This window comes from Allobosea sp. NPDC055353, from assembly GCF_053644975.1.
The window spans coordinates 2,363,142-2,384,924 of record NZ_JBSHMC010000001.1 but is presented as its reverse complement, the minus strand read 5'-3'; the positions used below and the strand labels follow the sequence as shown (position 1 = coordinate 2,384,924).

The 21,783-nt window shown below is 67.1% G+C and carries 18 protein-coding genes and 1 tRNA gene; 6 read left to right on the top strand and 13 right to left on the bottom strand.

Going from position 1 to position 21,783, the window contains the following annotated elements; genetic code table 11:
* Positions 1-291 precede the first annotated feature (291 nt).
* Both ACWIEX_RS11000 and ACWIEX_RS10995 read left to right on the top strand, forming a co-directional pair.
* A complete protein-coding gene (locus tag ACWIEX_RS11000) occupies positions 292-1,731 on the top strand; it encodes a DHA2 family efflux MFS transporter permease subunit (protein ID WP_454033069.1) in 1,440 nt (479 codons plus the stop codon).
* A 36-nt stretch (positions 1,732-1,767) separates the two neighbouring features.
* Positions 1,768-2,388: an MIP/aquaporin family protein gene (locus ACWIEX_RS10995; RefSeq protein WP_454033068.1), complete on the top strand. Its 621-nt coding sequence runs from the start codon at positions 1,768-1,770 to the stop codon at positions 2,386-2,388.
* A 3-nt stretch (positions 2,389-2,391) separates the two neighbouring features.
* Here ACWIEX_RS10995 and ACWIEX_RS10990 read toward each other — a convergent pair whose 3' ends face one another.
* Genes ACWIEX_RS10990 through ACWIEX_RS10980 form a run of 3 tightly spaced genes read right to left on the bottom strand, consistent with a single transcriptional unit; the run spans position 2,392 to position 4,550 of the window.
* Entirely contained in the window at positions 2,392-2,643 is a 252-nt protein-coding gene (locus tag ACWIEX_RS10990; protein WP_454033067.1) for a hypothetical protein, read from the bottom strand.
* 20 nt (positions 2,644-2,663) lie between these two features.
* A complete protein-coding gene (locus ACWIEX_RS10985) occupies positions 2,664-3,419 on the bottom strand; it encodes an RlmE family RNA methyltransferase (protein WP_454033066.1) in 756 nt (251 codons plus the stop codon).
* A 12-nt stretch (positions 3,420-3,431) separates the two neighbouring features.
* Positions 3,432-4,550 carry a Ppx/GppA phosphatase family protein gene (locus ACWIEX_RS10980; RefSeq protein WP_454033496.1) on the bottom strand — a complete coding sequence of 373 codons (1,119 nt, stop codon included), beginning with the start codon at positions 4,548-4,550 and terminating at the stop codon, positions 3,432-3,434.
* A 218-nt stretch (positions 4,551-4,768) separates the two neighbouring features.
* Here ACWIEX_RS10980 and glpK point away from each other — a divergent pair, with 218 nt between their 5' ends.
* Entirely contained in the window at positions 4,769-6,271 is a 1,503-nt protein-coding gene (gene glpK, locus ACWIEX_RS10975; protein WP_454033065.1) for a glycerol kinase GlpK, read from the top strand.
* A 216-nt stretch (positions 6,272-6,487) separates the two neighbouring features.
* On the opposite strand, the gene ACWIEX_RS10970 is transcribed toward glpK, so the two are convergent.
* The 5 genes from ACWIEX_RS10970 to ACWIEX_RS10950 all read right to left on the bottom strand — a co-directional run bounded on the left by ACWIEX_RS10970 (position 6,488) and on the right by ACWIEX_RS10950 (position 12,482).
* Complete coding sequence (locus ACWIEX_RS10970) at positions 6,488-7,654, bottom strand: Gfo/Idh/MocA family protein (RefSeq protein ID WP_454033064.1); 1,167 nt, start codon at positions 7,652-7,654, stop codon at positions 6,488-6,490.
* A gap of 253 nt (positions 7,655-7,907) precedes the next feature.
* The gene (locus ACWIEX_RS10965) at positions 7,908-8,870 is read right to left on the bottom strand and encodes a substrate-binding domain-containing protein (protein ID WP_454033063.1); all 963 of its coding nucleotides are present in this window, start codon (positions 8,868-8,870) and stop codon (positions 7,908-7,910) included.
* Positions 8,871-9,008: 138 nt separating this feature from the next.
* Positions 9,009-10,022, bottom strand: coding sequence for an ABC transporter permease (locus ACWIEX_RS10960; protein WP_454033062.1), 1,014 nt, complete (start codon positions 10,020-10,022; stop codon positions 9,009-9,011).
* Positions 10,009-11,517, bottom strand: coding sequence for a sugar ABC transporter ATP-binding protein (locus ACWIEX_RS10955; RefSeq protein ID WP_454033061.1), 1,509 nt, complete (start codon positions 11,515-11,517; stop codon positions 10,009-10,011). The genes ACWIEX_RS10960 and ACWIEX_RS10955 overlap by 14 nt, the downstream gene beginning before the upstream one ends.
* Complete coding sequence (locus tag ACWIEX_RS10950; protein ID WP_454033060.1) at positions 11,514-12,482, bottom strand: ROK family protein; 969 nt, start codon at positions 12,480-12,482, stop codon at positions 11,514-11,516. The genes ACWIEX_RS10955 and ACWIEX_RS10950 overlap by 4 nt, the downstream gene beginning before the upstream one ends.
* A 438-nt stretch (positions 12,483-12,920) precedes the next feature.
* Here ACWIEX_RS10950 and ACWIEX_RS10945 point away from each other — a divergent pair, with 438 nt between their 5' ends.
* Entirely contained in the window at positions 12,921-13,976 is a 1,056-nt protein-coding gene (locus ACWIEX_RS10945) for a sugar phosphate isomerase/epimerase family protein (RefSeq protein WP_454033059.1), read from the top strand.
* A gap of 192 nt (positions 13,977-14,168) precedes the next feature.
* On the opposite strand, the gene ACWIEX_RS10940 is transcribed toward ACWIEX_RS10945, so the two are convergent.
* The 4 genes from ACWIEX_RS10940 to ACWIEX_RS10925 all read right to left on the bottom strand — a co-directional run bounded on the left by ACWIEX_RS10940 (position 14,169) and on the right by ACWIEX_RS10925 (position 19,260).
* Positions 14,169-14,453, bottom strand: coding sequence for a hypothetical protein (locus ACWIEX_RS10940; RefSeq protein ID WP_454033058.1), 285 nt, complete (start codon positions 14,451-14,453; stop codon positions 14,169-14,171).
* An 18-nt stretch (positions 14,454-14,471) separates the two neighbouring features.
* Positions 14,472-14,738, bottom strand: coding sequence for a hypothetical protein (locus ACWIEX_RS10935; protein WP_091859585.1), 267 nt, complete (start codon positions 14,736-14,738; stop codon positions 14,472-14,474).
* Between the two features lie 159 nt (positions 14,739-14,897).
* Positions 14,898-18,029, bottom strand: a complete 3,132-nt coding sequence (locus tag ACWIEX_RS10930; RefSeq protein WP_454033057.1) for an efflux RND transporter permease subunit — start codon at positions 18,027-18,029, stop codon at positions 14,898-14,900.
* A 4-nt stretch (positions 18,030-18,033) separates the two neighbouring features.
* Positions 18,034-19,260, bottom strand: a complete 1,227-nt coding sequence (locus ACWIEX_RS10925) for an efflux RND transporter periplasmic adaptor subunit (RefSeq protein ID WP_454033056.1) — start codon at positions 19,258-19,260, stop codon at positions 18,034-18,036.
* A gap of 185 nt (positions 19,261-19,445) precedes the next feature.
* On the opposite strand from ACWIEX_RS10925, the gene ACWIEX_RS10920 reads away from it, so the two are divergent.
* The gene (locus ACWIEX_RS10920; protein ID WP_454033055.1) at positions 19,446-20,012 is read left to right on the top strand and encodes a TetR/AcrR family transcriptional regulator; all 567 of its coding nucleotides are present in this window, start codon (positions 19,446-19,448) and stop codon (positions 20,010-20,012) included.
* A 100-nt stretch (positions 20,013-20,112) separates the two neighbouring features.
* On the opposite strand, the gene ACWIEX_RS10915 is transcribed toward ACWIEX_RS10920, so the two are convergent.
* A tRNA-Gln gene (locus ACWIEX_RS10915) sits at positions 20,113-20,186 on the bottom strand.
* Between the two features lie 351 nt (positions 20,187-20,537).
* Here ACWIEX_RS10915 and ACWIEX_RS10910 point away from each other — a divergent pair.
* Positions 20,538-21,650: a M20 family metallopeptidase gene (locus ACWIEX_RS10910; protein WP_454033054.1), complete on the top strand. Its 1,113-nt coding sequence runs from the start codon at positions 20,538-20,540 to the stop codon at positions 21,648-21,650.
* The last annotated feature ends 133 nt before the right edge of the window (positions 21,651-21,783 follow it).

The window sequence follows — 21,783 nt, the reverse complement described above, 5'->3', positions numbered from 1 at the left end:
TCCGAGATTGACGGCGCGCGCCCCTCGCGACGGTCCGGTACGACCGGACATGAAGAGAATGGTGCTGCAGCCAGAACCGAGGCAGTGAGGGCAGCGCATGGCGGCGTTGTGTCTATTGCTGAACCATTATCCTGATGCATGGCGGAAGCGCGCGGGCAGCAGGCAAATCGGCCGATAAACCGCGATTTCGCTCTCGTCACTCCGTGCACATGGCATTAATAGCCGAGCTTATGATTTCATGCGCGCCTAATTCTGCGGCGCGGAAGGCCGGAAATCCTAAGGTTCGACGTCTTGCAGCGCTCCAAACTCCTGCCCCTGATCGTCGCTTGTGCGCTGTTCATGGAGAACACCGATTCGACGGTGATCGCGACCTCGCTGCCGGTGATCGCGAAATCGCTCGGCGAGGACCCGATCGCGCTGAAGCTGGCGCTGACCTCCTATCTCGTCAGTCTCGCCGTCTTCATCCCGATCTCCGGCTGGATGGCGGACCGCTTCGGCGCCCGGACGATCTTCCGCTCGGCGCTCTGCGTGTTCATGCTGGGCTCGCTGCTTTGCGCGGTCTCCAACTCGCTCGGCGCCTTCGTCGGCGCGCGCTTCATCCAGGGCATGGGCGGGGCGATGATGGTACCGGTCGGGCGGCTCGTCATCCTGCGCAGCGTCAGCAAGTCGGAGATCGTGGGGGCGCTCGCCTATCTGACGATTCCGGCGCTGGTCGGACCTGTCGTCGGGCCACCGCTCGGCGGCTTCATCACCACCTATTTCGACTGGCGCTGGATCTTCCTGATCAACATCCCGATCGGCCTCGTCGGCCTGGTGCTGGCGAGCCTGTTCTTCGAGGATGTCCGCGAGGAGGACGTTCCGCCCCTCGATATCCGCGGCTTCCTGCTCTCCTCCTTCGGCTTCGCCAGCCTGATGCTCGGGCTCAATACGGGCGGCCGCCATCTGGTGCCGGAGGCGGTGTCCTATGCCTGCGTGCTGGGCGGCGCGGCGGCGCTGACGGCCTACTGGTTCCATGCGCAGCGCGTGCCCTATCCGGTGCTCAACCTGTCGCTGTTCCGGATCCCGACCTTCCGGACCGGCGTGATCGGCGGCTCGGTCTTCCGGACCGGCATCGGGGCCATTCCGTTCCTGCTGCCGCTGATGCTGCAACTCGGCTTCGGGCTGGATGCGCTGCAATCCGGCCTGATCACCTTCGTCTCGGCGGCCGGCGCGCTGATCATGAAGACGCTGGCGAAGTCCATCCTGACGCGTTTCGGCTTCCGGCGGGTGCTGACCGTCAATGCCGTGATCGGCGCCGCCTTCCTCGCGGCCTCCGGCCTGTTCACGCCGACGACGCCGCACGCGATCATATTGTCGGTGCTGCTGGTGGGCGGCTGCTTCCGCTCGCTGCAATTCACCGGCATCAACGCGCTGAGCTATGCCGACGTCTCCAATCGCGAGATGTCGAGCGCGACCAGCCTGTCCGGCGTGGCCCAGCAGCTCTCGTTGAGCATCGGCGTCACCATCGGCGCCTTCGCCCTGGAGAGCGCCCATGTCCTCCATGGCGGCAAGACGCTTGCAGCCGGGGATTTCTGGCCGGCCTTCCTGATCGTCGGCCTGATCTCGGCGTCGTCGGTGTTCTGGATGATGCAGCTCGCTCCGGATGCCGGCGCCGAGGTTTCCGGCCATGTCCCGGTCAGCGCGCGCAAGGTCACCGCCGAGGCGATCGCGGAGCAGAAGCCGCTCGACTAGCTTGCCAGGAAGAGCGAGTTGCCGCAGGGTCAGGGCATGCAAGCCGAACCCGCGCCCTCAAGCGAGACGCGCTACAATCTCTGTGTCGGCGACGGCGCGGCCCGGCTCAAGCTTGCCGAAACCGAGCTGACGCTCAGCGACGACGGCATCGCCTATGAACTCGATGGTCGTTCGGGCCTCAGGCCCTTCGCCAATCTGACGAGCGTGCGTCTGCAGGCGGTCGGTGGCGGGCCGCGTTCGGCCTGGGAAGCCTCGGCGGAGCTGACCTTCAGAGCTGGCCGGCCACTCTTCGTCCATTCCAGCGGAGCCTGGGGAACGGACGACGCGCGGCGGGATGCGGATTTCATTGCGTTCATCGAGGACCTGCACCAACGCCTGATCGCGGGCGGCCACGGCCATGTCGCGTACCGGCGCGGCATTCCGGAAGGGCGGCACCGCGCCCTGATCGTCGTCGCGCTCATCGCTGCCATCGTCTTCGGCGGCGCCGGGCTGCTGGTGCTCTATATCGGCCTGAGCGGCAAGGCCGGCTTCTTCGAGGTGGCGGGGCCGCTCTTCGCGCTCGGAGGGTTCGGCTTCTGGATCTGGAATTCCGTCGTGCGGAACGCGCCGGGCACCTACGATCCCAAGCACCTGCCGCGCGACGTCTTCCCGGAGTGACGGCTAGAACCCGCAGGCGAGGCACTCGGCGCCATCGGCCGTGCGGTATTCCGCCTTCCAGTAATGCGGGTCGTTCAGCGCGGCATGGATGATGCCGGCCGGCGCCGGATAGCGCTTCCGGAACGGGCGGGCGAGCTGAACGAAAAGCCGGCAATTCGGCGGCCATTCGCCGACGCTCAGGATGGAATTCCCCCGCGCGATCTCGGCGTCGAGGATCGCCTGAAGCGCCGGGACCATGTTTGGCAGGGGCTGCATGGCCACCTCGACGGTATCGGTCAGGCGTCGTCGCCTTCGGGCTGCTGTTTCCGACGGTAACCTGTCGCCAGCACATAGAGCTCGGAGGAATCGGCGCGGCTCGCTGCAGGCTTGACGTTGCGCACGGTCGTGAAGTCGCGTTTCAGCGTGGCGAGAAGCTCGGCGCTGTCACCGCCCTGGAACAGTTTTGCGAGGAAGAAGCCGCCCGGTGCCAGCACGTCATGCGCGAACTCGATCGCGGCCTCGGCGAGCGCGATGATCTTGAGGTGGTCGGTCTTCTTGTGGCCGGTGGTATTGGCGGCCATGTCCGACATCACGCCGTCCGCCCGGCCGCCGAGACGCGCGGTCAGCAGGGCCGGCGCCTCATCGGCCATGAAATCGAGCTGGATCAGGTCGACGCCGGGAATCGGATCGACCGGCAACAGATCGATACCGACGATGTACCCCTTGCCCTGCTCCAGCCCGATGCGCTTGGCGGCGATCTGGCACCAGCCGCCAGGCGCGCAGCCGAGATCGACCAGGCGCTGGCCGGATTTCAGGAACTTGTAGCGGTCGTCCATCTCCTCGAGCTTGAAGGCCGCGCGCGAGCGGTAGCCCATCTCCCGGGCCCGCTTGACATAGGGGTCGTTGAGCTGGCGCTCGAGCCAGAGCTGCGAGGAATGCTTGAGCTTGCCGGCCTTCTTGACCTTGACGCGCATGTCGCGCGCGCCGGCAGGCTTGCCGCCTCCGCTGGTTTTGGCCGAGCCGCCCTTGCCGCCGGATTGTCCGCTGCTCATCGCCTCAAAAGCCTATTTCCGCCGCCACCAGGCGCGGTCCTCATGCATCATGCGCAGCAGGATGCCCTCGCGCAGGCCGCGATCGGCGATGCGGACGCGCTCGCTGGGGAAAGCGCGGCGGATCGCCTCGAAGATCGCGCAGCCGGCCAGCACCAGATCGGCGCGCTCGCGGCCGATGCAGGCATTCGCCGCCCGGGCGGCATAGTCCATCTCGATCAAGCGGTCGATCACCGTGAGGATGTCGCGCTGATGCATCCACAGCCCGTCGACCTCGCGCCGGTCATAGCGCGGCAGGTCGAGATGGATGCCGGCGACCGTCGTGACCGTTCCGGAGGTGCCGAGCAGGTGGAAGCTGCGGGCATCCTTGGCCCCGGCCGCCTTCTTCGCGAAGGGCGCCAGCGCCTGCGCGCAGTCATCGACCATCTTCTCGAACAGGTCGCGGCTGACCTCGATGCCGCCATAGCGTTCCGCGACGGTGACGACGCCGATCGGCAGCGAGGCCCATTCGCGGATGCGGGCGGCGGGATCACGCGCCTCGCTGCGGCCGCCGAGCCAGACGATCTCGGTCGAGCCGCCGCCGATGTCGAAGACGATGACGCTCTCGGCGGCCGGATCGGTCAGGGCGGCGCAGCCTGAGACGGCGAGCGCGGCTTCCGTGCGCTGGTCGATGACCTCGAGCGAGAGTTCGGCCTCGGCTGCGACGCGACGGATGAAATCGAGCCCGTTGGTGGCGGCGCGGCAGGCTTCGGTGGTGACGAGCCGGGCGCGGGTGACGCCGCGATTCGCCATCTTGCCGCGGCAGATCTTCAGCGCCTCGACAGCGCGGTCCATCGCGGCATCAGCGAGGCGGCTGCTCGCGGCCAGGCCCTCGCCGAGGCGCACGATGCGGGAGAAGGCGTCGACGACGCGGAAGCCGTGCTGCGCCGGCCGGGCGATCAACAGGCGGCAATTATTGGTGCCGAGGTCGAGTGCGGCGTAGGTCGCGGATGAGGGACGCGGGGCAGAGGGCTGTTCGAAGTTCCTGAACGGCGTCACAGACGGAACCGCACCGGCCCGCTGCGGATCGGCGTTGCTTCTTTGCGGAGGCGCCACTGACGTGACGTCCCGTTGTTGCCGGTCCTCGACCGCCACCGATCCCAATCCCTCAACCTGTCCGATGCCCTGGAGCACGGACAGGGGCCGCGACACGGCGCGGCCCTGCTTCGTGATCAAGCTAACTACAGGGCAGACCACATGCCAAGCAGAACCTTGCCGGCAGGGCGCCTCGCCAGACACCGGACGGCTTGCGCCGGAACCGGTTGATCGGCCAGTCTCCGCCGGCTTCATGCAAGACAGGGCAGGGAACCGACATGGCCGCCAGACATATCCTCGCCATCGACCAGGGCACGACCTCCTCGCGGGCGATCCTGTTCGATGCGTCGCTCGGCGTGGTGGCCAGCGCTCAACGCGAGTTCCCGCAGCATTTTCCGGCCTCCGGATGGGTCGAGCACGAGCCGGAGGATATCTGGGAGAGCGTGCTGGCGACCGCAAGGGAGGCCATGGCCAAGGGCAGCGCGAGCGCTGCTGACATCGCCGGCATCGGCATCACTAACCAGCGCGAGACGACGCTGATCTGGGACCGCCGGACGGGCCGGGCGATCCACCGCGCCATCGTCTGGCAGGACCGGCGCACGGCAAAGGCTTGCGCGAATCTCATCGCTGCCGGTCATGAGGAGCTGGTCGCCGAGCGCACCGGTCTGCGCATCGATCCCTATTTTTCCGCGACCAAGATCGCCTGGCTGCTCGACAACGTTCCCGGAGCAAGGCGGCGGGCGGAAGCGGGCGAGCTCGCCTTCGGCACGATCGACTGCTTCCTGCTCTGGCGCCTGACCGGCGGGGCGGTGCACGCGACCGACGCGACCAACGCGGCGCGGACCATGCTGTTCGACATCGGCCGCGGCGTCTGGGATTCCGAACTGCTCGACCTGTTCGGCATCCCGGCCGCGCTGCTGCCTGAGGTGCGCGATTGCGCCGCGCATTTCGGCGATACCGCGCCGGAGCTGTTCGGCGCGTCGATCCCGGTGCGCGGCATCGCCGGCGACCAGCAGGCGGCGACGATCGGGCAGGCCTGCTTTTCGCCCGGCATGGTGAAATCGACCTATGGCACCGGCTGCTTCGCGCTGCTGAACACGGGCGATACGCCGGTGCGTTCGAAGCACCGCCTGCTCAGCACCGTCGCCTATCAGCTCGGCGGCCAGCGGACCTATGCGCTGGAAGGCTCGATCTTCATCGCGGGCGCGGCGGTGCAATGGCTGCGCGACGGGCTCGGCATCATCGAGAAGGCGAGCGAAACCGGGCCGCTGGCGGAGGCCGCCGATCCCGAGCAGGACGTCTATCTGGTGCCGGCCTTCGTGGGCTTGGGTGCCCCGCATTGGGACGCGCATGCGCGCGGGGCAATGTTCGGATTGACACGCAATTCCGGGCCGCGCGAGTTCGCACGCGCCGCGCTGGAAGGCGTCTGCTACCAGACACTGGACCTTGTCGAGGCGATGCGGGCGGACTGGCCGGATGCCGGCGCCGGCAAGCAGTCGGTGCTGCGGGTCGATGGCGGCATGGTCGCCTCCGACTGGACGATGCAGCGCCTCGCCGACATCCTCGACGTGCCGGTCGACCGGCCGAATGTGCTGGAAACGACGGCGCTGGGCGCGGCCTATCTCGCCGGGCTCGATGCCGGCCTGCTGCCGGAGCCCGATCGCTTCGCCGACATGTGGCGGCTGGAACGGCGCTTTTCGCCGGCCATGGCCGGGAGCGAGCGCAAGCGCAAGGTCGCCGGCTGGCGCGACAGCGTCAGGCGGACGCTGAGCGGAAGCTGAGGCGGGCAGCTCCGGCTACGCTCGGGTTCAGACACCACCCTTGTCATTCCGGGGCTTCGCGCCAGCGAAGAACCCGGAACCCACGACTGGGTGAGCGGCTGACAACGCGGCATGAAATCTCTCACCCGGTCGTGGGTTCCGGGTTCGCGCCTGCGGCGCGCCCCGGAATGACAAGGACGGTGCTCGAAACCGTTGCGATCAAATGGCAGGCGTGCCTCACCCCGAAAACGCCAGCCAGCGTCGCTCCGCCGAGGAAGCCACTGCGCCTTCGATGAAGCGCACGCCGCGGGCGCCGTCTCCGACCGTCGGATAGTCGGCGTCGAGCGGATCGGCTGTCGTGCCGGCCTTGCGGGCGCGTATATCGGCGAAGACGCCGCGATAGACATTGGCGAAGGCCTCGATGAAGCCTTCCGGGTGGCCTGCCGGAATGCGTCCGGCGCGGCGGGCCGATTCGCAGAGCCAGGGCGCGCCACGCGTGAAGATCTCGGTCGGCCCCTCGCGGCGGTGATGGACGAGCCGGTTCGGCTCTTCCTGTCGCCATTCCAGCGTGCCGTTCTCGCCGGAGACGCGCAGGCGCAGGTCGTTCTCCAGCCCGGCATTGATCTGCGAGGCGACGAGGACACCGCGCGCACCGCCCTTGAAGCGCAGCAGCATACTGGCGTCGTCGTCGAGCGCGCGGCCGGGAACCAGCGCGCCGAGATCGGCGACCAGCTCCTCGATTTCGAGCCCGGTCACGGTCGCGACGAGGTTCTCGGCATGCGAGCCGATATCGCCGAGCGCGCCGGCAATGCCGCTACGGGCCGGATCGGTGCGCCAGCTCGCCTGCTTGTTGCCGGTCGCTTCCAGCGCGGTCGCAAGCCAGCCCTGATTGTACTCGACCACGACCTTGCGGATGGCGCCGAGCACACCCGAACGCACCATCTCGCGCGCCTGCCGGACCATCGGATAGCCGGTGTAGTTATAGGTGACGCCGAAGATAGTGCCTTGGCTGGCGACCGTCTCGACCAGTGTCGCGGCCTGCTGGCCGGTATGGGTCAGCGGCTTGTCGCAGACGACATGGAAACCGGCTTCCGCGAAGGCCTGCGCGATCGGGAAATGCGTGTCGGTCGGCGTGACGATGACGACGAGGTCGACGCGCTCCGCGGCCGGGCGGGCGAGTTCGGCTTCGAGCAGGGCCTGCCAGCTTGCGTGGTTATGGGCATCGGCAAGACCCAAGGCGCGGCCAGATTCCCGGGCGCGTTCCGGGGTCGAAGAGAGCGCGCCCGCAGCCAGTTCCGCCTGCCCGTCGAGCGCGATGGCATGGCGGTGCACGGCGCCGATGAAGGCATCGCGGCCGCCGCCGATCATGGCATAGCGCAGCTTGCGCGGGAGGGCGTCGTTCATCGCGGGACCTGACGTTTTAGGCGGTGTGGTCAATTGCTGGGTGGCTCCATATCGGAACCACCTTTGTCATTCCGGGGCTTCGCGCAGCGAAGAACCCGGAACCCACGACTGGGCGAGCCCTCATAACCCAAGTCCAAAACTCTCACCCGGTCGTGGGTTCCGGGTTCGCGCCAGCGGCGCACCCCGGAATGACAGCGCTGTGGTTCGATGTCGCTGCGATCAAGTATCAACAGCGGCTCGAAGTGCTATCCGCTCAGAACGGCGAGTCGGGGTGGTAGAAGTCCTTGGCGTTGCTCTTGTCGATCAGCACCGAGGGAATGATAGTGGTCGCCGGCAACTTCTCGCCTTTCAAGCGAGCTTCCGCCGTCAACTTGATGGATTCATAGATGAATTTTGGAGAGTAGCTGACATTGGCCTGGATGCGCGGGTCCTTCCCGTCGAGGATGATCTTGACCATGTCCTTGGCCCCGGCGCCACCGAAGATCACCTTGATATCCTTGCGCCCGGCCTGGTCGATCGCGCGGATGGCGCCGAAGGCCATGTCGTCATCGGCGGCCCAGAAGGCGTCGATATCCTTGAAACGGGTCAGGAAGTCCTGCGTGACCTTGTAGGCGTCGTCGCGGTTCCAGTTGGCGTATTTGGCGTCGAGTAGCTTGATGTCGGGGTGGCCCTTCAGGACCGCGTTGAAGGCGTCCATGCGCTCGTTGTCGAGCGTGGTCGGGATTCCGCGGAGCGCCACGACATTGCCTTTGCCACCGAGCGTCTTGGCGATGTACTCGGCCGGAATCCTGCCGAAGGCGGTGTTGTCGCCGGCGACATAGGCATCCTGCGCCGAGGTGTCGGTCAGGCCGCGGTCGACCACCGTCACATAGGCGCCCTTGGCCTTCACATTCGCGACCGGCCGGGTCAGCGCGGCCGACTCGAAGGGGAAGACGACGAGCGCGTTGATCTTGCTGACCGTGCTCAGGTCCTGGAGCTGGTTGGCCTGCTCGACGGCGTTGGCGGCGGTGCGGATCGTGATCTTGAGGTCCTTGTGCTTGGCCTCGAGATCCTTCTTCGCCTGGTTCGCCCAATAGTTGATGCCGCCCATGAAACTGTGCGTCGCGGCAGGGATGGACACGCCGAGATGGACGGGTTCGGCGGCGGCTCCGCTCGCCGCGAAGGCGAGGCCCGCGGCGGCGGCAAGCATGAGGCTGCGTCTGGTCTGCATGGACATCGCTTCTCTCCCTGTATGGCCGCCCTAGAGCACGCGCCGATCAGATTGCTTCGCAATCGGATCGGATCACGCGTTCTCTCTCTTTGAGTGAGAGACGGATTCACCGATCAGGCCAGGATGGCCAGATCGGATCCGGCTCTAGCGGCGGCCTTTCTGCAAAAACGCGACGGTGATGATGACGAAGCCCTGCACGGCGGCGTTGAGGTAGACGCTGATCAGGCTCGTCAGGTTGAGGATGTTGCTGATCACCGAGAGCAGGATCGCGCCGATGACCGTGCCGGTGATGCTGCCGTGGCCGCCCTTGAGCGCCGCGCCGCCGACGATGACCGCGGCGATGGCTTCGAGCTCCCAGAGCAGGCCGGTGGTCGGCGAGGCCGAGCCCAGGCGCGGTACATAGAGCAGCGTGGCGACGCCGACGCAGAGGCCGAGCAGCATGTAGGTGAGGATCTTGACGCGCTCGACATCGACGGCCGCGTAGCGCGCCACGGTCTCGTTGGAGCCGATCGCCTGGACATGCCGGCCGAAGATCGTGCGGTTCAGGATCAGCGCGCCGAGCAGCGCGACCAGCAGGAACACCCAGACCGGGATCGGCACGCCGAGGAAGCTGCCGTAATAGACCGGCGCGTAGAGATCGGCCAAAGCGTTGTCGAGGGTCAGCGCTCCGCCATCGGCGAAATAGGTGAGGTATGCCCGGTAGATGCCGAGCGTTCCTAAGGTGACGATGAAGGGTTCGATCCGCCCCTTCGCGATCAGGATGCCATGGAGCAGGCCGAAGACGCCGCCGAGCACGACGGCGAGCGCCGCCCCGCCGATCACCGCCATCAGCGGCGAGCCGAAGGCGCCGGCCGCCCAGTTGATGAAGAGGATGACGCAGCCGGCGATCAGCGCCGCCATCGAGCCGACCGAGAGGTCGATCCCGCCGAGGATGATGACGAAGCACATGCCGACCGCGATGATGCCGATGAAGGCGGTGCGGGTGAGCACGTTCAGCGCATTGTCGAGCGTGGCGAAATCGCTGTTCAGCGCTCCGCCGGCCACGCAGAGCAGCACCAGGCCGATGATGGGACCGAAGGCGGCGATACGGTCGCCGAGCGGGACGGTCGCCTCGCGGGTGCGGGCCTTGGTACGCTCTGCGGCTTCAGGCTGCGACATGGCGGGTCCCCGTGGCATGGGCGATCATCGTCGCTTCGGTCATCTCGTCGCCTTCCACCGTCGCGACGAGCCGGCCCTCGCGCATCACCGCGACGCGATGGGCGAGGCCGATCAGCTCGATCAGCTCCGAGGAGATGACGATGAGCGCGAGGCCCTGGGCGGCGAGCTTCTGGATCAGGAAATAGATCTCGCGCTTGGCGCCGACATCGACGCCGCGCGTCGGCTCGTCGAGGATCAGCACGCGCGGTTCCGGGTGCAGCACCTTGGCCAGGGCCAGCTTCTGCTGGTTGCCGCCCGAGAGCGAGGCAGCCTTCATGCCGAGCGAGCCGGCGCGGATGCCGAACTCGCCGACGGCCGTTTCCAGCGCGCGCTGCTCCGCCTCGTGGTCGAGCAGCGGCTTGGCATAGCGTTCGAGCGCCATCAGCGTGAGGTTCGGCCGCAGCGGGAAATCGACATGCAGGCCCTTGCCCTTGCGGTCCTCGCTGAGATAGGCGAGCCCGTGGCGCGTGGCGTCGCGTGGCGAGTTGAGCTGGATTGGCTTGCCGTCGCGCTTGATCGTACCGCTGCCTGGCCTCAGGCCGAGTATGCCTTCGAATAGCTCCGTGCGCCCGGCGCCGACCAGCCCGGCGAAGCCGAGGATCTCGCCCGGCCGCACGGAAAACGAGATGTCGCTGGCCCAGCCCGGTACGGAGAAGTTCTCGACCGCCAGTGCTGGAGGCAGCGCGGAATCGGCGGCGATCTTCTCGGGAAAGAGATCGGCGATCTCGCGCCCGACCATCATCGTCGCCATGGCATGGCGGGTGAGCGAGGCGGTGGGAGCGCGGCCGACGAAGCGGCCGTCGCGCATGACGATGACCTCGTCGGTGATGCGCTCGACCTCGTCGAGCTTGTGCGAGATGTAGACGACCGTGATGCCCTCGGCCCGCATCCGCTCGATCAGGGCGAAGAGTCGTCCGGCCTCGGAGGGCGTCAGCGTGGCGGTCGGCTCGTCCATGATCAGCAGGCGGGCTTTTCGCGACAAGGCCTTGGCGATCTCGACGAGCTGCTTCTCGGCGACGATCAGGCGACGCACAGGCGTATCGGGGCTCCGCGCCAGACCGACCTGATCAAGGGCAGCCTGTGCTCCGCTGCGCATCGCTTCCTCGTCGAGCAGCCAGCCCTTGCGGCGCTCATGGCCGAGGAAGATGTTGCCGGCGATGGTCAGGTCATCGGCCAGATTGAATTCCTGGTGGATCAGGACGATGCCCTCGGCTTCCGCCTCGCGCGAGCCGGCAAAGGCAACCGGCGCGCCGTCGATCAGGACGCGCCCCTCGCTCGGCTGCTCGTAGCCGGAGAGGATCTTCATCAAGGTCGACTTGCCGGCGCCGTTCTCGCCGAGCAGTCCGTAGACCTTGCCGGGTTCGAGGTCGAAGGAGACGCCGTGCAGCACCTCGACCGGGCCGAAGCGCTTGACGATGCCGTCGAAGGCGACGGCGAGGCCGGCGGTCGCGCTCATGCCGGGCCTCCGCTGCGCAGCGCCTCACGCATCGCGAGAACGCCCGCGCCGATCAGTCCGGTCTCGGGGCCGAGCGGGGCGGAGGTGATCTCGAGATGGCGGGTCGAGAGGGCGAGCGAGCGCTGGTTCACGCTCTGGCGGATCGCGGCGAGGAACATCGGGCCGATCGCCGAGACGCCGCCGCCGATGAAGATATGAGAGGGATTGTAGAAATTGACGAGCGCGGCGAGCACCTGCCCGATCAGGTGGCCGGAGCGGCGCACGATGGCGTCGGCCTCGGCATCGCCGGCCCGGCTGGCGGCACCGATATCGGCGGCTTCGAGCCGGCCTTTCGTGACGAGGCGATCCGCCAAAGCCGGGCTGCGGCCGGCCTGGGCTGCTTCCAGTCCCATGGCGACGATGGCGGGGGCGGCGGCCATGGCCTCGACGCAGCCGCGATTGCCGCAGCGGCAGAGCGGGCCTTCGGGATCGGCGCAGATATGGCCGATATCGCCGGCCGAGCCGTTCGAGCCACGATAGAGCTCGCCATGGCAGACGATACCGCAGCCGATGCCGGTGCCGATCTTGATGACGAGGAAATTCTCGATCTGCTTGCGCTGGCGCCAGAGCACGCCGAGCGCCATCAGATTCACGTCGTTGTCGACGAAGATCGGCGCGTCGGTGACCTCGCGCAGATCCTCGCGGATGGCGTAGCTGTCCCAGCCCGGCATGAGCGGCGGATTGACGAGCTGGCCAGCTGCGAAATTCACCGGGCCGGGCACGCCGATGCCGACAGCGAGCACCCGGTCAGGCGCGATGCCGTTCTCCGCCAGCATCGTCGGCAGAAGGGTGCGCAGGCGCGCCATGATCGGGCCGGGGCCGGCCTGGACATCGGCCTCCTGGGCATGGCGGGCGATGATGCCGAGATCGGGGCGGAGCAGCGCGATATCGAGGCTGGTCGCGCCGATATCGATGCCGACGAGCACGCCGATGCGGCGATGGACGCAGAGGGTCTCGGGGCGGCGGCCGCCGGTGGAGTGCTGGACGCCGGCCTCGTCGAGCAGGCCTTCCTCGATCAGCCCGGCCGCAATCGCATTGGTCTTGCTGCGTGAGAACTGCAGGCTGTCGGCAAGCGCATGGCGGGCCGAGCCCCCGGACCAGAAGGTGGCCTCGAGCAGCGCGAGCTCATCCGGGCTCAGCCTGTGCCAGGGCAGGGCGATCGCAGCCTCCTGTCGTTTCCCGCTCGGCCTTGTGTTGGCCGTTGCAATGCAGGCTAGGTGAGGGCATCGAACCCGCTCAAGACCGAACTTAAGCCTAATTCAGGCTGAAGTTAATTTGAAGGTGGGGCGGAGATCGACGCGCCGTGATCTGGACGACCGCCGGTCCCCGGGCGAAGCTGTGCCGGTCTTATGGAGGAACAGCCGATGCCGGCGACGATGCAGGGTCCCGCGATCTTTCTCGCCCAGTTCGCCGGCGACAAGGCGCCGTTCGACAGCTGGGCGGGGATCACGGCCTGGGCTGCGGGTCTCGGCTATCGCGGCGTGCAGTTGCCCAGCGGTGACCAGCGCTTCTTCGATCTGGAGAAGGCGGCTGCGTCTCAGGATTACTGCGACGAGATCACCGGCGTGGCCCGCGAGAACGGGATCGCGATCACCGAGCTTTCGACCCATCTGCAGGGTCAGCTCGTCGCCGTCCATCCGGCTTATGACGCCGCCTTCGATGTCTTCGCGCCGGCAGAGGTTCGCGGCAAGCCGAAGGAGAGACAGGCCTGGGCGGTGGAGCAGATGAAACTTGCCGCGAAGGCCTCGCGCCGGCTCGGGCTGGCCGGCTCGGTCAGCTTCACCGGCGCGCTCGCCTGGCCTTTCCTCTATCCCTGGCCGCAGCGGCCGGGAGGGCTCGTCGAGGAGGCGTTCGGCGAATTGGCGCGGCGCTGGCGGCCGATCCTCGATGCCTATGAGGAGGAGGGCGTCGATGTCGGTTTCGAGATCCATCCGGGCGAGGATGTCTTCGACGGCGCGACCTTCGAGCTCTTCCTCGACCGGCTCGGCGGGCACAGGCGCTGCCGGATCAATTACGATCCCTCGCATTTCCTGCTGCAGCAGCTCGACTATCTCGCCTTCATCGACATCTATCACGAGCGCATCAGCGCCTTCCATGTGAAGGATGCCGAGTTTCGGCCGGACGGGCGGCAGGGCGTCTATTCCGGCTTCTCGCCCTGGATCGGGCGGGCCGGGCGCTTCCGCTCGCTCGGCGACGGACAGGTCGACTTCAAGGCGATCTTCTCGAAGCTCGCGCAATACGGCTATGACGGCTGGGCCGTGCTCGAATGGGAATGCGCGCTGAAGCATCCCGAGGACGGCGCGCGCGAGGGCGCCCGCTTCATCGCCGACCACATCATCCGCGTGACCGAGACCGCCTTCGACGACTTCGCCGGCGGCGGCGATCCGGGGCTGGCGCGGCGGATGCTGGGGTTGGCGTAGCCCTGCCCGGACTTCCACACGCTTGTCATTCCGGGGCGCGCCGCAGGCGCGAACCCGGAACCCACGACTTGGTGCGACATCGGAAGCCGGGTTGCAGACCGCTCACCCGGTCGTGGGTTCCGGGTTCTTCGCTACGCGAAGCCCCGGAATGACAAGGGGACCGGCCAAAACGATCCAGCAATTGCAATCGGGCTAGGAAAGGCGCCGGTCGAGCGTCTCGGCGATCCGCTCGACAAGGGCGGCATGGTCCGTCAGCAGGTCCTGGAGCGGGCCGATCGGGCGGAAGGCGCGCGAATCCTGCGCTTCCTCGCCCTCGCTCTCCCAGGTTTCGATCGCCTCGTCTGCGGCCGCTAGCCAGACTTCCAGCGACGCACCTTCAGCCGGTGCGCCGGCTTCCAATGCGAGGCGCTCCGCGATCCGGCGGCGCAGCGCATCGCGGGCGGCCCGGAGCGCGTCGAGTTCGTCGGTGTAGCGCATGGAACGCCGCGCCTCCGCTCAATGCACGGTGGCGAGGTCGTCGTCGTCGGGATTGATCAGCCGGTCGAGGCCGAGCTGCTCGACACCATCGGTGAACTCGGCGAAGGCGTCGGCATCGGTGGCGAAGGCGTCCTGCCAGACGGTCGAACCGCCATCCTCGTCGATGAGTTCGAGGGTCCAGCCGTCGGTGCCCTCGATCTTGTAGATCTCCACCCGCACAGTCAGGCCGTCATGGGTGAAGGACTGCGACAGAGGCGAGCGAATGATGTGGGGGAATTCAGTCATCGCGGCAGTTTAGAGCATTTTCGAGCGAAGTGGACACCGGTTCGCGAGAAAATGCGACAAGATAGAGAGCCGGAGGCATTCCGCGTTTCGGAAAAATTGCGGAATGCCTCCGGCAGCTGCCTCGGGAGGGCGCAGCCGTTGCCGGCCGCGCCCAGCCATTCATTCGGCAGTGGTTGCTGCCGCGGGCTCCGTGCGCCGCCAGCGCCGGACGAGGCGCACCACGACGACATAGAGCAGCGGCACGAAGAATACGCCGATCACGGTCGCGGCGATCATGCCGCCCATAACGCCGATGCCGATCGAGTTCTGGCTCCCCGATCCAGCGCCCGTGGCAACGGCCAAAGGCGTCACGCCGAGCACGAAGGCGAGCGAGGTCATCAGGATCGGCCGCAGGCGCTGGCGGGCCGCCTCCAGCGTCGCCTCGACGAGGCCCTTGCCCTTGGCTTCCTGCTCGATCGCGAACTCGACGATCAGGATCGCGTTCTTGGCCGCGAGGCCGATCGTCGTCAGCAGGCCGACCTTGAAATAGACGTCGTTGGTCTGGCCGAAGATGGTCGCCGCGAGCAGGGCGCCGAAGATGCCGATCGGCACCGAGAGCATGACCGCGAAGGGGATCGACCAGCTCTCGTAGAGCGCTGCGAGGCAGAGGAAGACGACCAGCATCGAGAGGGCGTAGAGCGCCACCGCCTGGCTGCCCGAGAGGCGTTCCTGGAAGGACAGCCCGGTCCATTCATGGCTGAAGCCGTTCGGCAGCTGCGTCATCAGGCGGTCGATCTCGTCCATCGCCGCGCCGGAGCTGACGCCGGCTGCGGCTGCGCCCTGCATCTGGACGGCGGCCGAACCGTTATAGCGCTCCAGCCGCGGCGAGCCGTAGGTCCAGCGCCCCGAGGAGAAGGCCGAGAACGGCACCATCTCGCCGCCCTGGTTGCGGACATACCAGCGCCCGATATCGCCGGGCTGCATGCGGAAAGGAGCATCGGCCTGGACATAGACCGATTTCACCCGGCCTCGGTCGATGAAGTCGTTGACATAGGCCGAGCCCCAGGCGGTCGACAGCGTGTTGTTGATCGCGGCGAGCGGCAAGGTGAGGGCGCTCGCTTTCTCCTGGTCGACCTCGACGGCGTATTGCGGGGTGTCCTCCTGGCCGTTCGGCCGCGTGCCGGTGAGCTGCTTGCTCTGGGCGGCAAGGCCGAGAAGCTGGTTACGGACCTCCATCAGGCGGGAATGGCCGGCGCCGGCGATATCCTGCAGATAGAAGTCGAAGCCCGCGGTATTGCCGAAGCCCTGGATCGCCGGCGGAGCGAGCGCGTAGACCGTGCCGTCCTTGATCGAGCGGAACGCGCCCATGGCGCGGCCGGCGATGGCCTGCGCCGTCGCCTGCTTGCCGACGCGCTCGGCGAAGGGTTTCAGCCTGACGAAGGCGAGGCCGACATTCTGGCCCTGGCCGCCGAAGCCGAAGCCTGCAACGGTCAGCACGCCCTCGACGAGATCCTTCTCCTTTTCGAGATAGTGCTTCTGCACCTGGTCGAGCACGCGCAGCGTCCGGTCCTGCGTGGCGCCGACGGGCAACTGCACGCTGGTCAGGAGGATGCCCTGGTCCTCGTCGGGCAGGAAGGAGGAGGGCATGCGGGCAAAGAGCCAGGCCATGCCGCCGCTGATCACCAGGAAGAGCAGCAGGAAGCGCAGCGGCCGCCCGATCATCCCGGCGACGCCGGAGCGGTAGCCGTTGGTGGTGCGCTCGAAATTGCGGTTGAACCAGCCGAAGAAGCCCTTGCGCGGGCCATGATCGCCGACCGGCTTGAGCAGGGTGGCGCACAGCGCAGGCGTCAGCACCAGCGCGACGACGACCGAGAGCGCCATCGCGGTCACGATCGTCACCGAGAACTGCCGGTAGATCACGCCGACGGAGCCGCCGAAGAAGGCCATCGGCACGAACACGGCCGAAAGCACGGTGGCGATGCCGACAAGCGCTCCGGTGATCTCGCCCATCGACTTGATCGTCGCTTCCTTGGGCGAGAGCTTCTCCTCCTGCATCACGCGCTCGACATTCTCGACCACGACGATGGCGTCGTCGACGAGCAGGCCGATGGCGAGCACCATCGCGAACATGGTCAGCGTGTTGATCGAGTAGCCTGCCAACGCCAGCACGCCGAAGGTGCCGAGCAGCACGACCGGCACGGCCAGCATCGGGATGAAGGTCGCGCGCAGGTTCTGCAGGAAGACGTACATCACGATGAAGACGAGGATGATCGCCTCAAACAGCGTGTGCACGACCTTCTCGATCGAGAGCGTCACGAAGGGCGTGGTGTCGTAGGGGTAGGTGACCTCGACGCCTTCCGGCAGGGTCTGCTTCAGGCGCTCGATCGTCGCGGTCACCGCCTTGGCGGTGTCGATCGCATTGGCGCCGGTCGCAAGGCTGATGGCGAGGCCGGTCGTCGGCTGGCCGTTATAGCGCGAGACGGTGTCGTAGCTCTTGGCGCCGAGTTCGACGCGGGCGACATCGTTCAGCCGGACGATCGAGCCGGAGGCGCCGCTCTTGAGGATGATGTTCTCGAATTGCGAGACCGTCTGCAGGCGAGAGAGCGCGGTCACGGTGGCGTTGAGCTGCTGGCCGCTGACCTGCGGCAGACCGCCGAGCTGGCCGGCCGACACCTGCGTGTTCTGCGCCTCGATTGCCACGGCGATGTCGGCGGGCATCAGCGCGTATTTGCGCAGCTTGTCCGGGTCGAGCCAGATGCGCATGGCATAGCCGGCGCCGAAGAGCTGGGTCGTGCCGACGCCTTCGACCCGCTTCAGCGTGTCGTTGAGGGTCGAGTCGACATAGTCGGCGAGGTCCGTCGTCGACATCCGCCCGTCCTTCGAGACGAAGGCGACGACCATCAGGAAGCCGGTGGAGGCCTTGGCGACCGAGATGCCGGTGCTCTGCACCACCGAGGGCAACTGCCGGGTGACGAGCTGCAGCTTGTTTTGCACCTGCATCTGCGCGACGTCGGGATCGGCCTGGCTGTTGAAGGTCAGGGTGATCTGGGCGTTGCCGGTCGAGGTCGAGGTCGCCGTCATGTATTGCAGGTTGTCGAGGCCGGTCATGCCCTGCTCGATGACCTTGGTCACCGAGTTCTCGACGGTCTGCGCGTCGGCGCCGGGATAGTTGGCGCTGATCTGGACGGTCGTCGGCGCGATCTGCGGATATTGCGAGATCGGCAGGGAGCGCAGGGCGAGCAAGCCCGCCAGCATGATGACGATGGCGACGACCCAGGCGAAGATCGGCCGTTCGATGAAGAAGCGCGACATGGTGTCAGTTCTTCGCCGTGTTGCCGGTGGCGGGCATTTCAGCCCGGCGATTGGCCGATTTCAGCTCGCCGGTGGCCTCGTCGACGCTGACCTCGTTCGCCGTCACGGTCTGGCCGGCGCGGACGAGCTGGCCGCCCTCGACGATGATGCGCTCGCCGTCCTTGACGCCGCTGTCGACCAGCCAGTTGTTGCCGATATTGCGGCGGGTCACCAGCACGCGCTCCTCGACCTTGCCCTCGGCCGAGACGAATTTTGCCGTCGCCTCGCCCTTGGTGTTGCGGCCGACCGCGCGCTGGGGCAGCAGGAAATTGTTCTCGGCGATGCCTTCCTGGATTTCCGCCCGTACGAACATGCCGGGCAACAGCAGCCGCTCCGGATTGGGGAACTCGGCGCGGACACTGAAGGTGCCGGTGGTCTCGTTGATGTTCGCCTCGGCGAATTCGAGCTTGCCGGATTGGGCATAGGCGTCGCCAGTATCGAGCTTGAGCTTCACCGCGACATTCGGGCCGGTGAATTTCAGCCGGCCCGAGGCGATGTCGCTGCGGAATTTCAGCAGGTTGGTGCTCGACTGGGTGACGTCGACATTGATCGGGTCGAGCTTGCGGATCGTGGTCAGTACCGCCGCCTGATTGGCGGTGACCAGCGCGCCCTGGGTCAATGCCGACTTGTCGATGCGCCCGTCGATCGGCGCCGTCACCTTGGTATAGGCGAGGTTGATCCGGGCCGCCTCGACATTGGCCTTGGCGGCTGCGACATCGGCCTGGGCCTGACCCAGCGTCGCGGCAGCGTCGTCGGCATCCTGCTTGCTGCCGGCATTGCGCTGGAGCAGCTCGCGATAGCGATCGGCCCGCACCTGCGCATTGGTGACGGCGGCCTCGGCCTTGTGCTGGGCGGCGACGGCGCTGTCGAGGGCGGCCTGATAGGGGGCGGGATCGATCTCGTAGAGCACGTCGCCGGCCTTGACCTCGCCGCCCTCGCGGAACAGCCGCGACTTGATGATGCCGTTCACCTGCGGCCGGATCTCGGCGATCAGGCTGGCGGAGACGCGGCCCGGCAGCTCGGCCGTGATCGCCACGGGCTGCGGATGCAGCGTGACGACGCTGACCTGGAGCTGCGGCTGCGGCGGGGGCGCTGCCGCCTTCTCGGAATTGCAGGCGGCCAGCACCGCTGCGAGGAGCAGCGCGCTCGGCAAGGCGTGGCGGGAAGAGGAAGGGGCGCGCTTGGCCGGCATGCGGGTTCTCTTTTTGGAAACTGAAGAGTTTCTTATCTCTTGATTTCCGAGCCTGTCAAACTCAAGAATGCGGCACGATGGTGGGCGCAATGATGACAAGCGGAAAAACGAGCGAAAAATCTGCACCGATCCGGGTGCGCGGGCGCCCCAAGACGCGCTCCGACGAAGCAGAGCGTCAGCGAATCGTGCAATCCGCCCGCGACCTGTTCCTCGATGTCGGCTATGGCGCCACGACGATGGACGCGGTTGCGGCGCGCTGCGGCGTCTCGAAGCGCACGCTCTACCGGCTGTTTCCGGCCAAGACCGATCTGTTCCGCGTGATGGTGGCCGATCACCGGCGCTCGATGCTGGCGTTGCCGCGCGACTCCGACGAGGACCTGCCGCTACCGGACGTGCTGGCTGCGATCTTCCGGCTCGATATCGACGAGATCGACAATCGCGAGCGGCTGGCCTTCGTCAGGCTCGTCCTCGCCGATTCCGACCGTTTCAGCGAGATCGGGGAGATGATCGTGCAGGAGGGCTCCGAGCCGGCCCTGCGGCTTCTGGAGGACTGGCTCGTCGCCCAGCAGGCGAAGGGCAGGCTTCGCGCCTTTCCGCCCGATGCGCTGGCGCGGATGCTGATGGACATGATCTTCTCCGTGCTGATCAAGCGCTTTCCGGGCGACCGGCTGCTGACGGTCGAGGAGCGCGCGCGTCATGCAAGGCTTTGTCTCGAGGTGTTCCTGGAGGGGGCCGCGACGACGGCCTCATGATCGGAAGGGACGCGTCCTGCGACCGGTGATCGAGGCACGCTGGAACGCACCCGTTGACCCGCTTGCAAATGGTGATTTCGGCTTGGCCGAGCCACGCGAGTGGCTGGGGGACTAGGATTCGAACCTAGACAACCAGAGTCAGAGTCTGGGGTCCTACCGTTAGACGATCCCCCAACGACAGGGCGCTTTGGGCCGCGCCGCGTTGGTGAGCCGGGGTCTAATCAATGCGATCCGGCTTGGCAAGAGCAGAATTCATCGTCTCTGCGAAACGATCACCGGAAAAGGGCTTCCCTCGTCGGCTTCAAGAGAATTCGCGGGTTCCCGGCTCCGGGCAGCGAGAGGCGATTGCAAAGCCTCCATGGGAACCTCCTGTCATCGGCCGATGGGGCCGGGTGGAGCGGCTTGCGCCTGCCGCTGCGGCCGCGCCCGCCCGCTCGGTCGCGACCTCGGCTTGCGTTTCCGGCCTGCACAAGACGCATGCGAACCGCCTTGCGCGGCAAGGGCTTCTTCGGTGAACATCGCCCCATGAAACAGCAAGATTCCGCCGCCGCGCTCTCCGTCTGGGTCGCGCTCGAAAGTCCCACCAGCCATCCAGCCGGCGTGAACGGCATGATGGACCTCGTCCAGAAAGATGTCGCGGGGCTGCCGATCGCAGTCGAGCGCATTCCCGGCCGCGACGGGCTGGGCGATATGGTCGTGCTGCGTGCCGGCCTCGACAACGGCCAGCCCGCCGTCGCGGTGATGTCGCATCTCGATACCGTGCATCCGGTCGGCACCAGCGCCAAGGAACTGCCGGTCAGGGTCGATGGCGACCGGCTCTACGGCCCAGGCGTCTACGACATGAAGGGCGGCGCCTGGCTCGCCCTGCAGGGCTTCAAGCAGGTCGCGGCTGCCGGCTCGGCCAGGCGGCCGATGGTCTTTCTGTTCACGCCCGACGAGGAGATCGGTTCGCCGACAAGCCGCGGGCTGATCGAGGAGATCGGCCGGGGATCGAAGGCGGTGCTCGTCACCGAGCCGGCCCGCGAGGGCGGCAAGATCGTGACCGCGCGCAAGGGTGTCGGGCGCTTCGATGTCAGGCTGGAAGGCCGGCCGGCCCATGCCGGCTCGCGCCATGCCGATGGGCGCAGCGCGATCCGCGAGGCTGCGCACCAGATCCTCGCCGTCGAGGGCATGACCGACTATGCGCGCGGCATCACCACCAGCGTCGCGCTGGTCGGCGGCGGCACGGCGGCCAATGTCATCCCGCAGCATGCCTGGTTCAGCGTCGATTGCCGCGTCACCACGCTCGCCGACGGCACGATGATGGAGAACCGCATCCTCAGCCTGAAGTCGCATGATCCCGATGTCGCGCTGCGCATCACCGGCGGCATGAACCGCCCGCCCTATGAGAAGTCCGCCGCGGTGGCGGAGCTGTTCGCGCTGGCCCGCAAGGTCGCGGCCGATGCCGGCTTCGACCTGCAGGATTGCCCGATGACCGGCGGCGGCTCGGACGGCAACTTCACCGCGGCGCTCGGCGTGCCGACGCTCGACGGGCTCGGCATCGACGGCGATGGCGCGCATACGCTGCAGGAATACGGGCTGATCTCGTCGATCGCGCCGCGCCAGGCGCTGATCAAGGGCTTGCTGGAGACGATCTGAAGCGCCGTGGCGCTTTCCAGGAGCGCGCTGTCATCCCGGGCGACCGCAGGGAGACCCGGGATCCATGCCTGAACCTCCCACGGAAGCGCTCCGGCATGGATCCCGGGTCTGCGCTTCGCTCCGCCCGGGATGA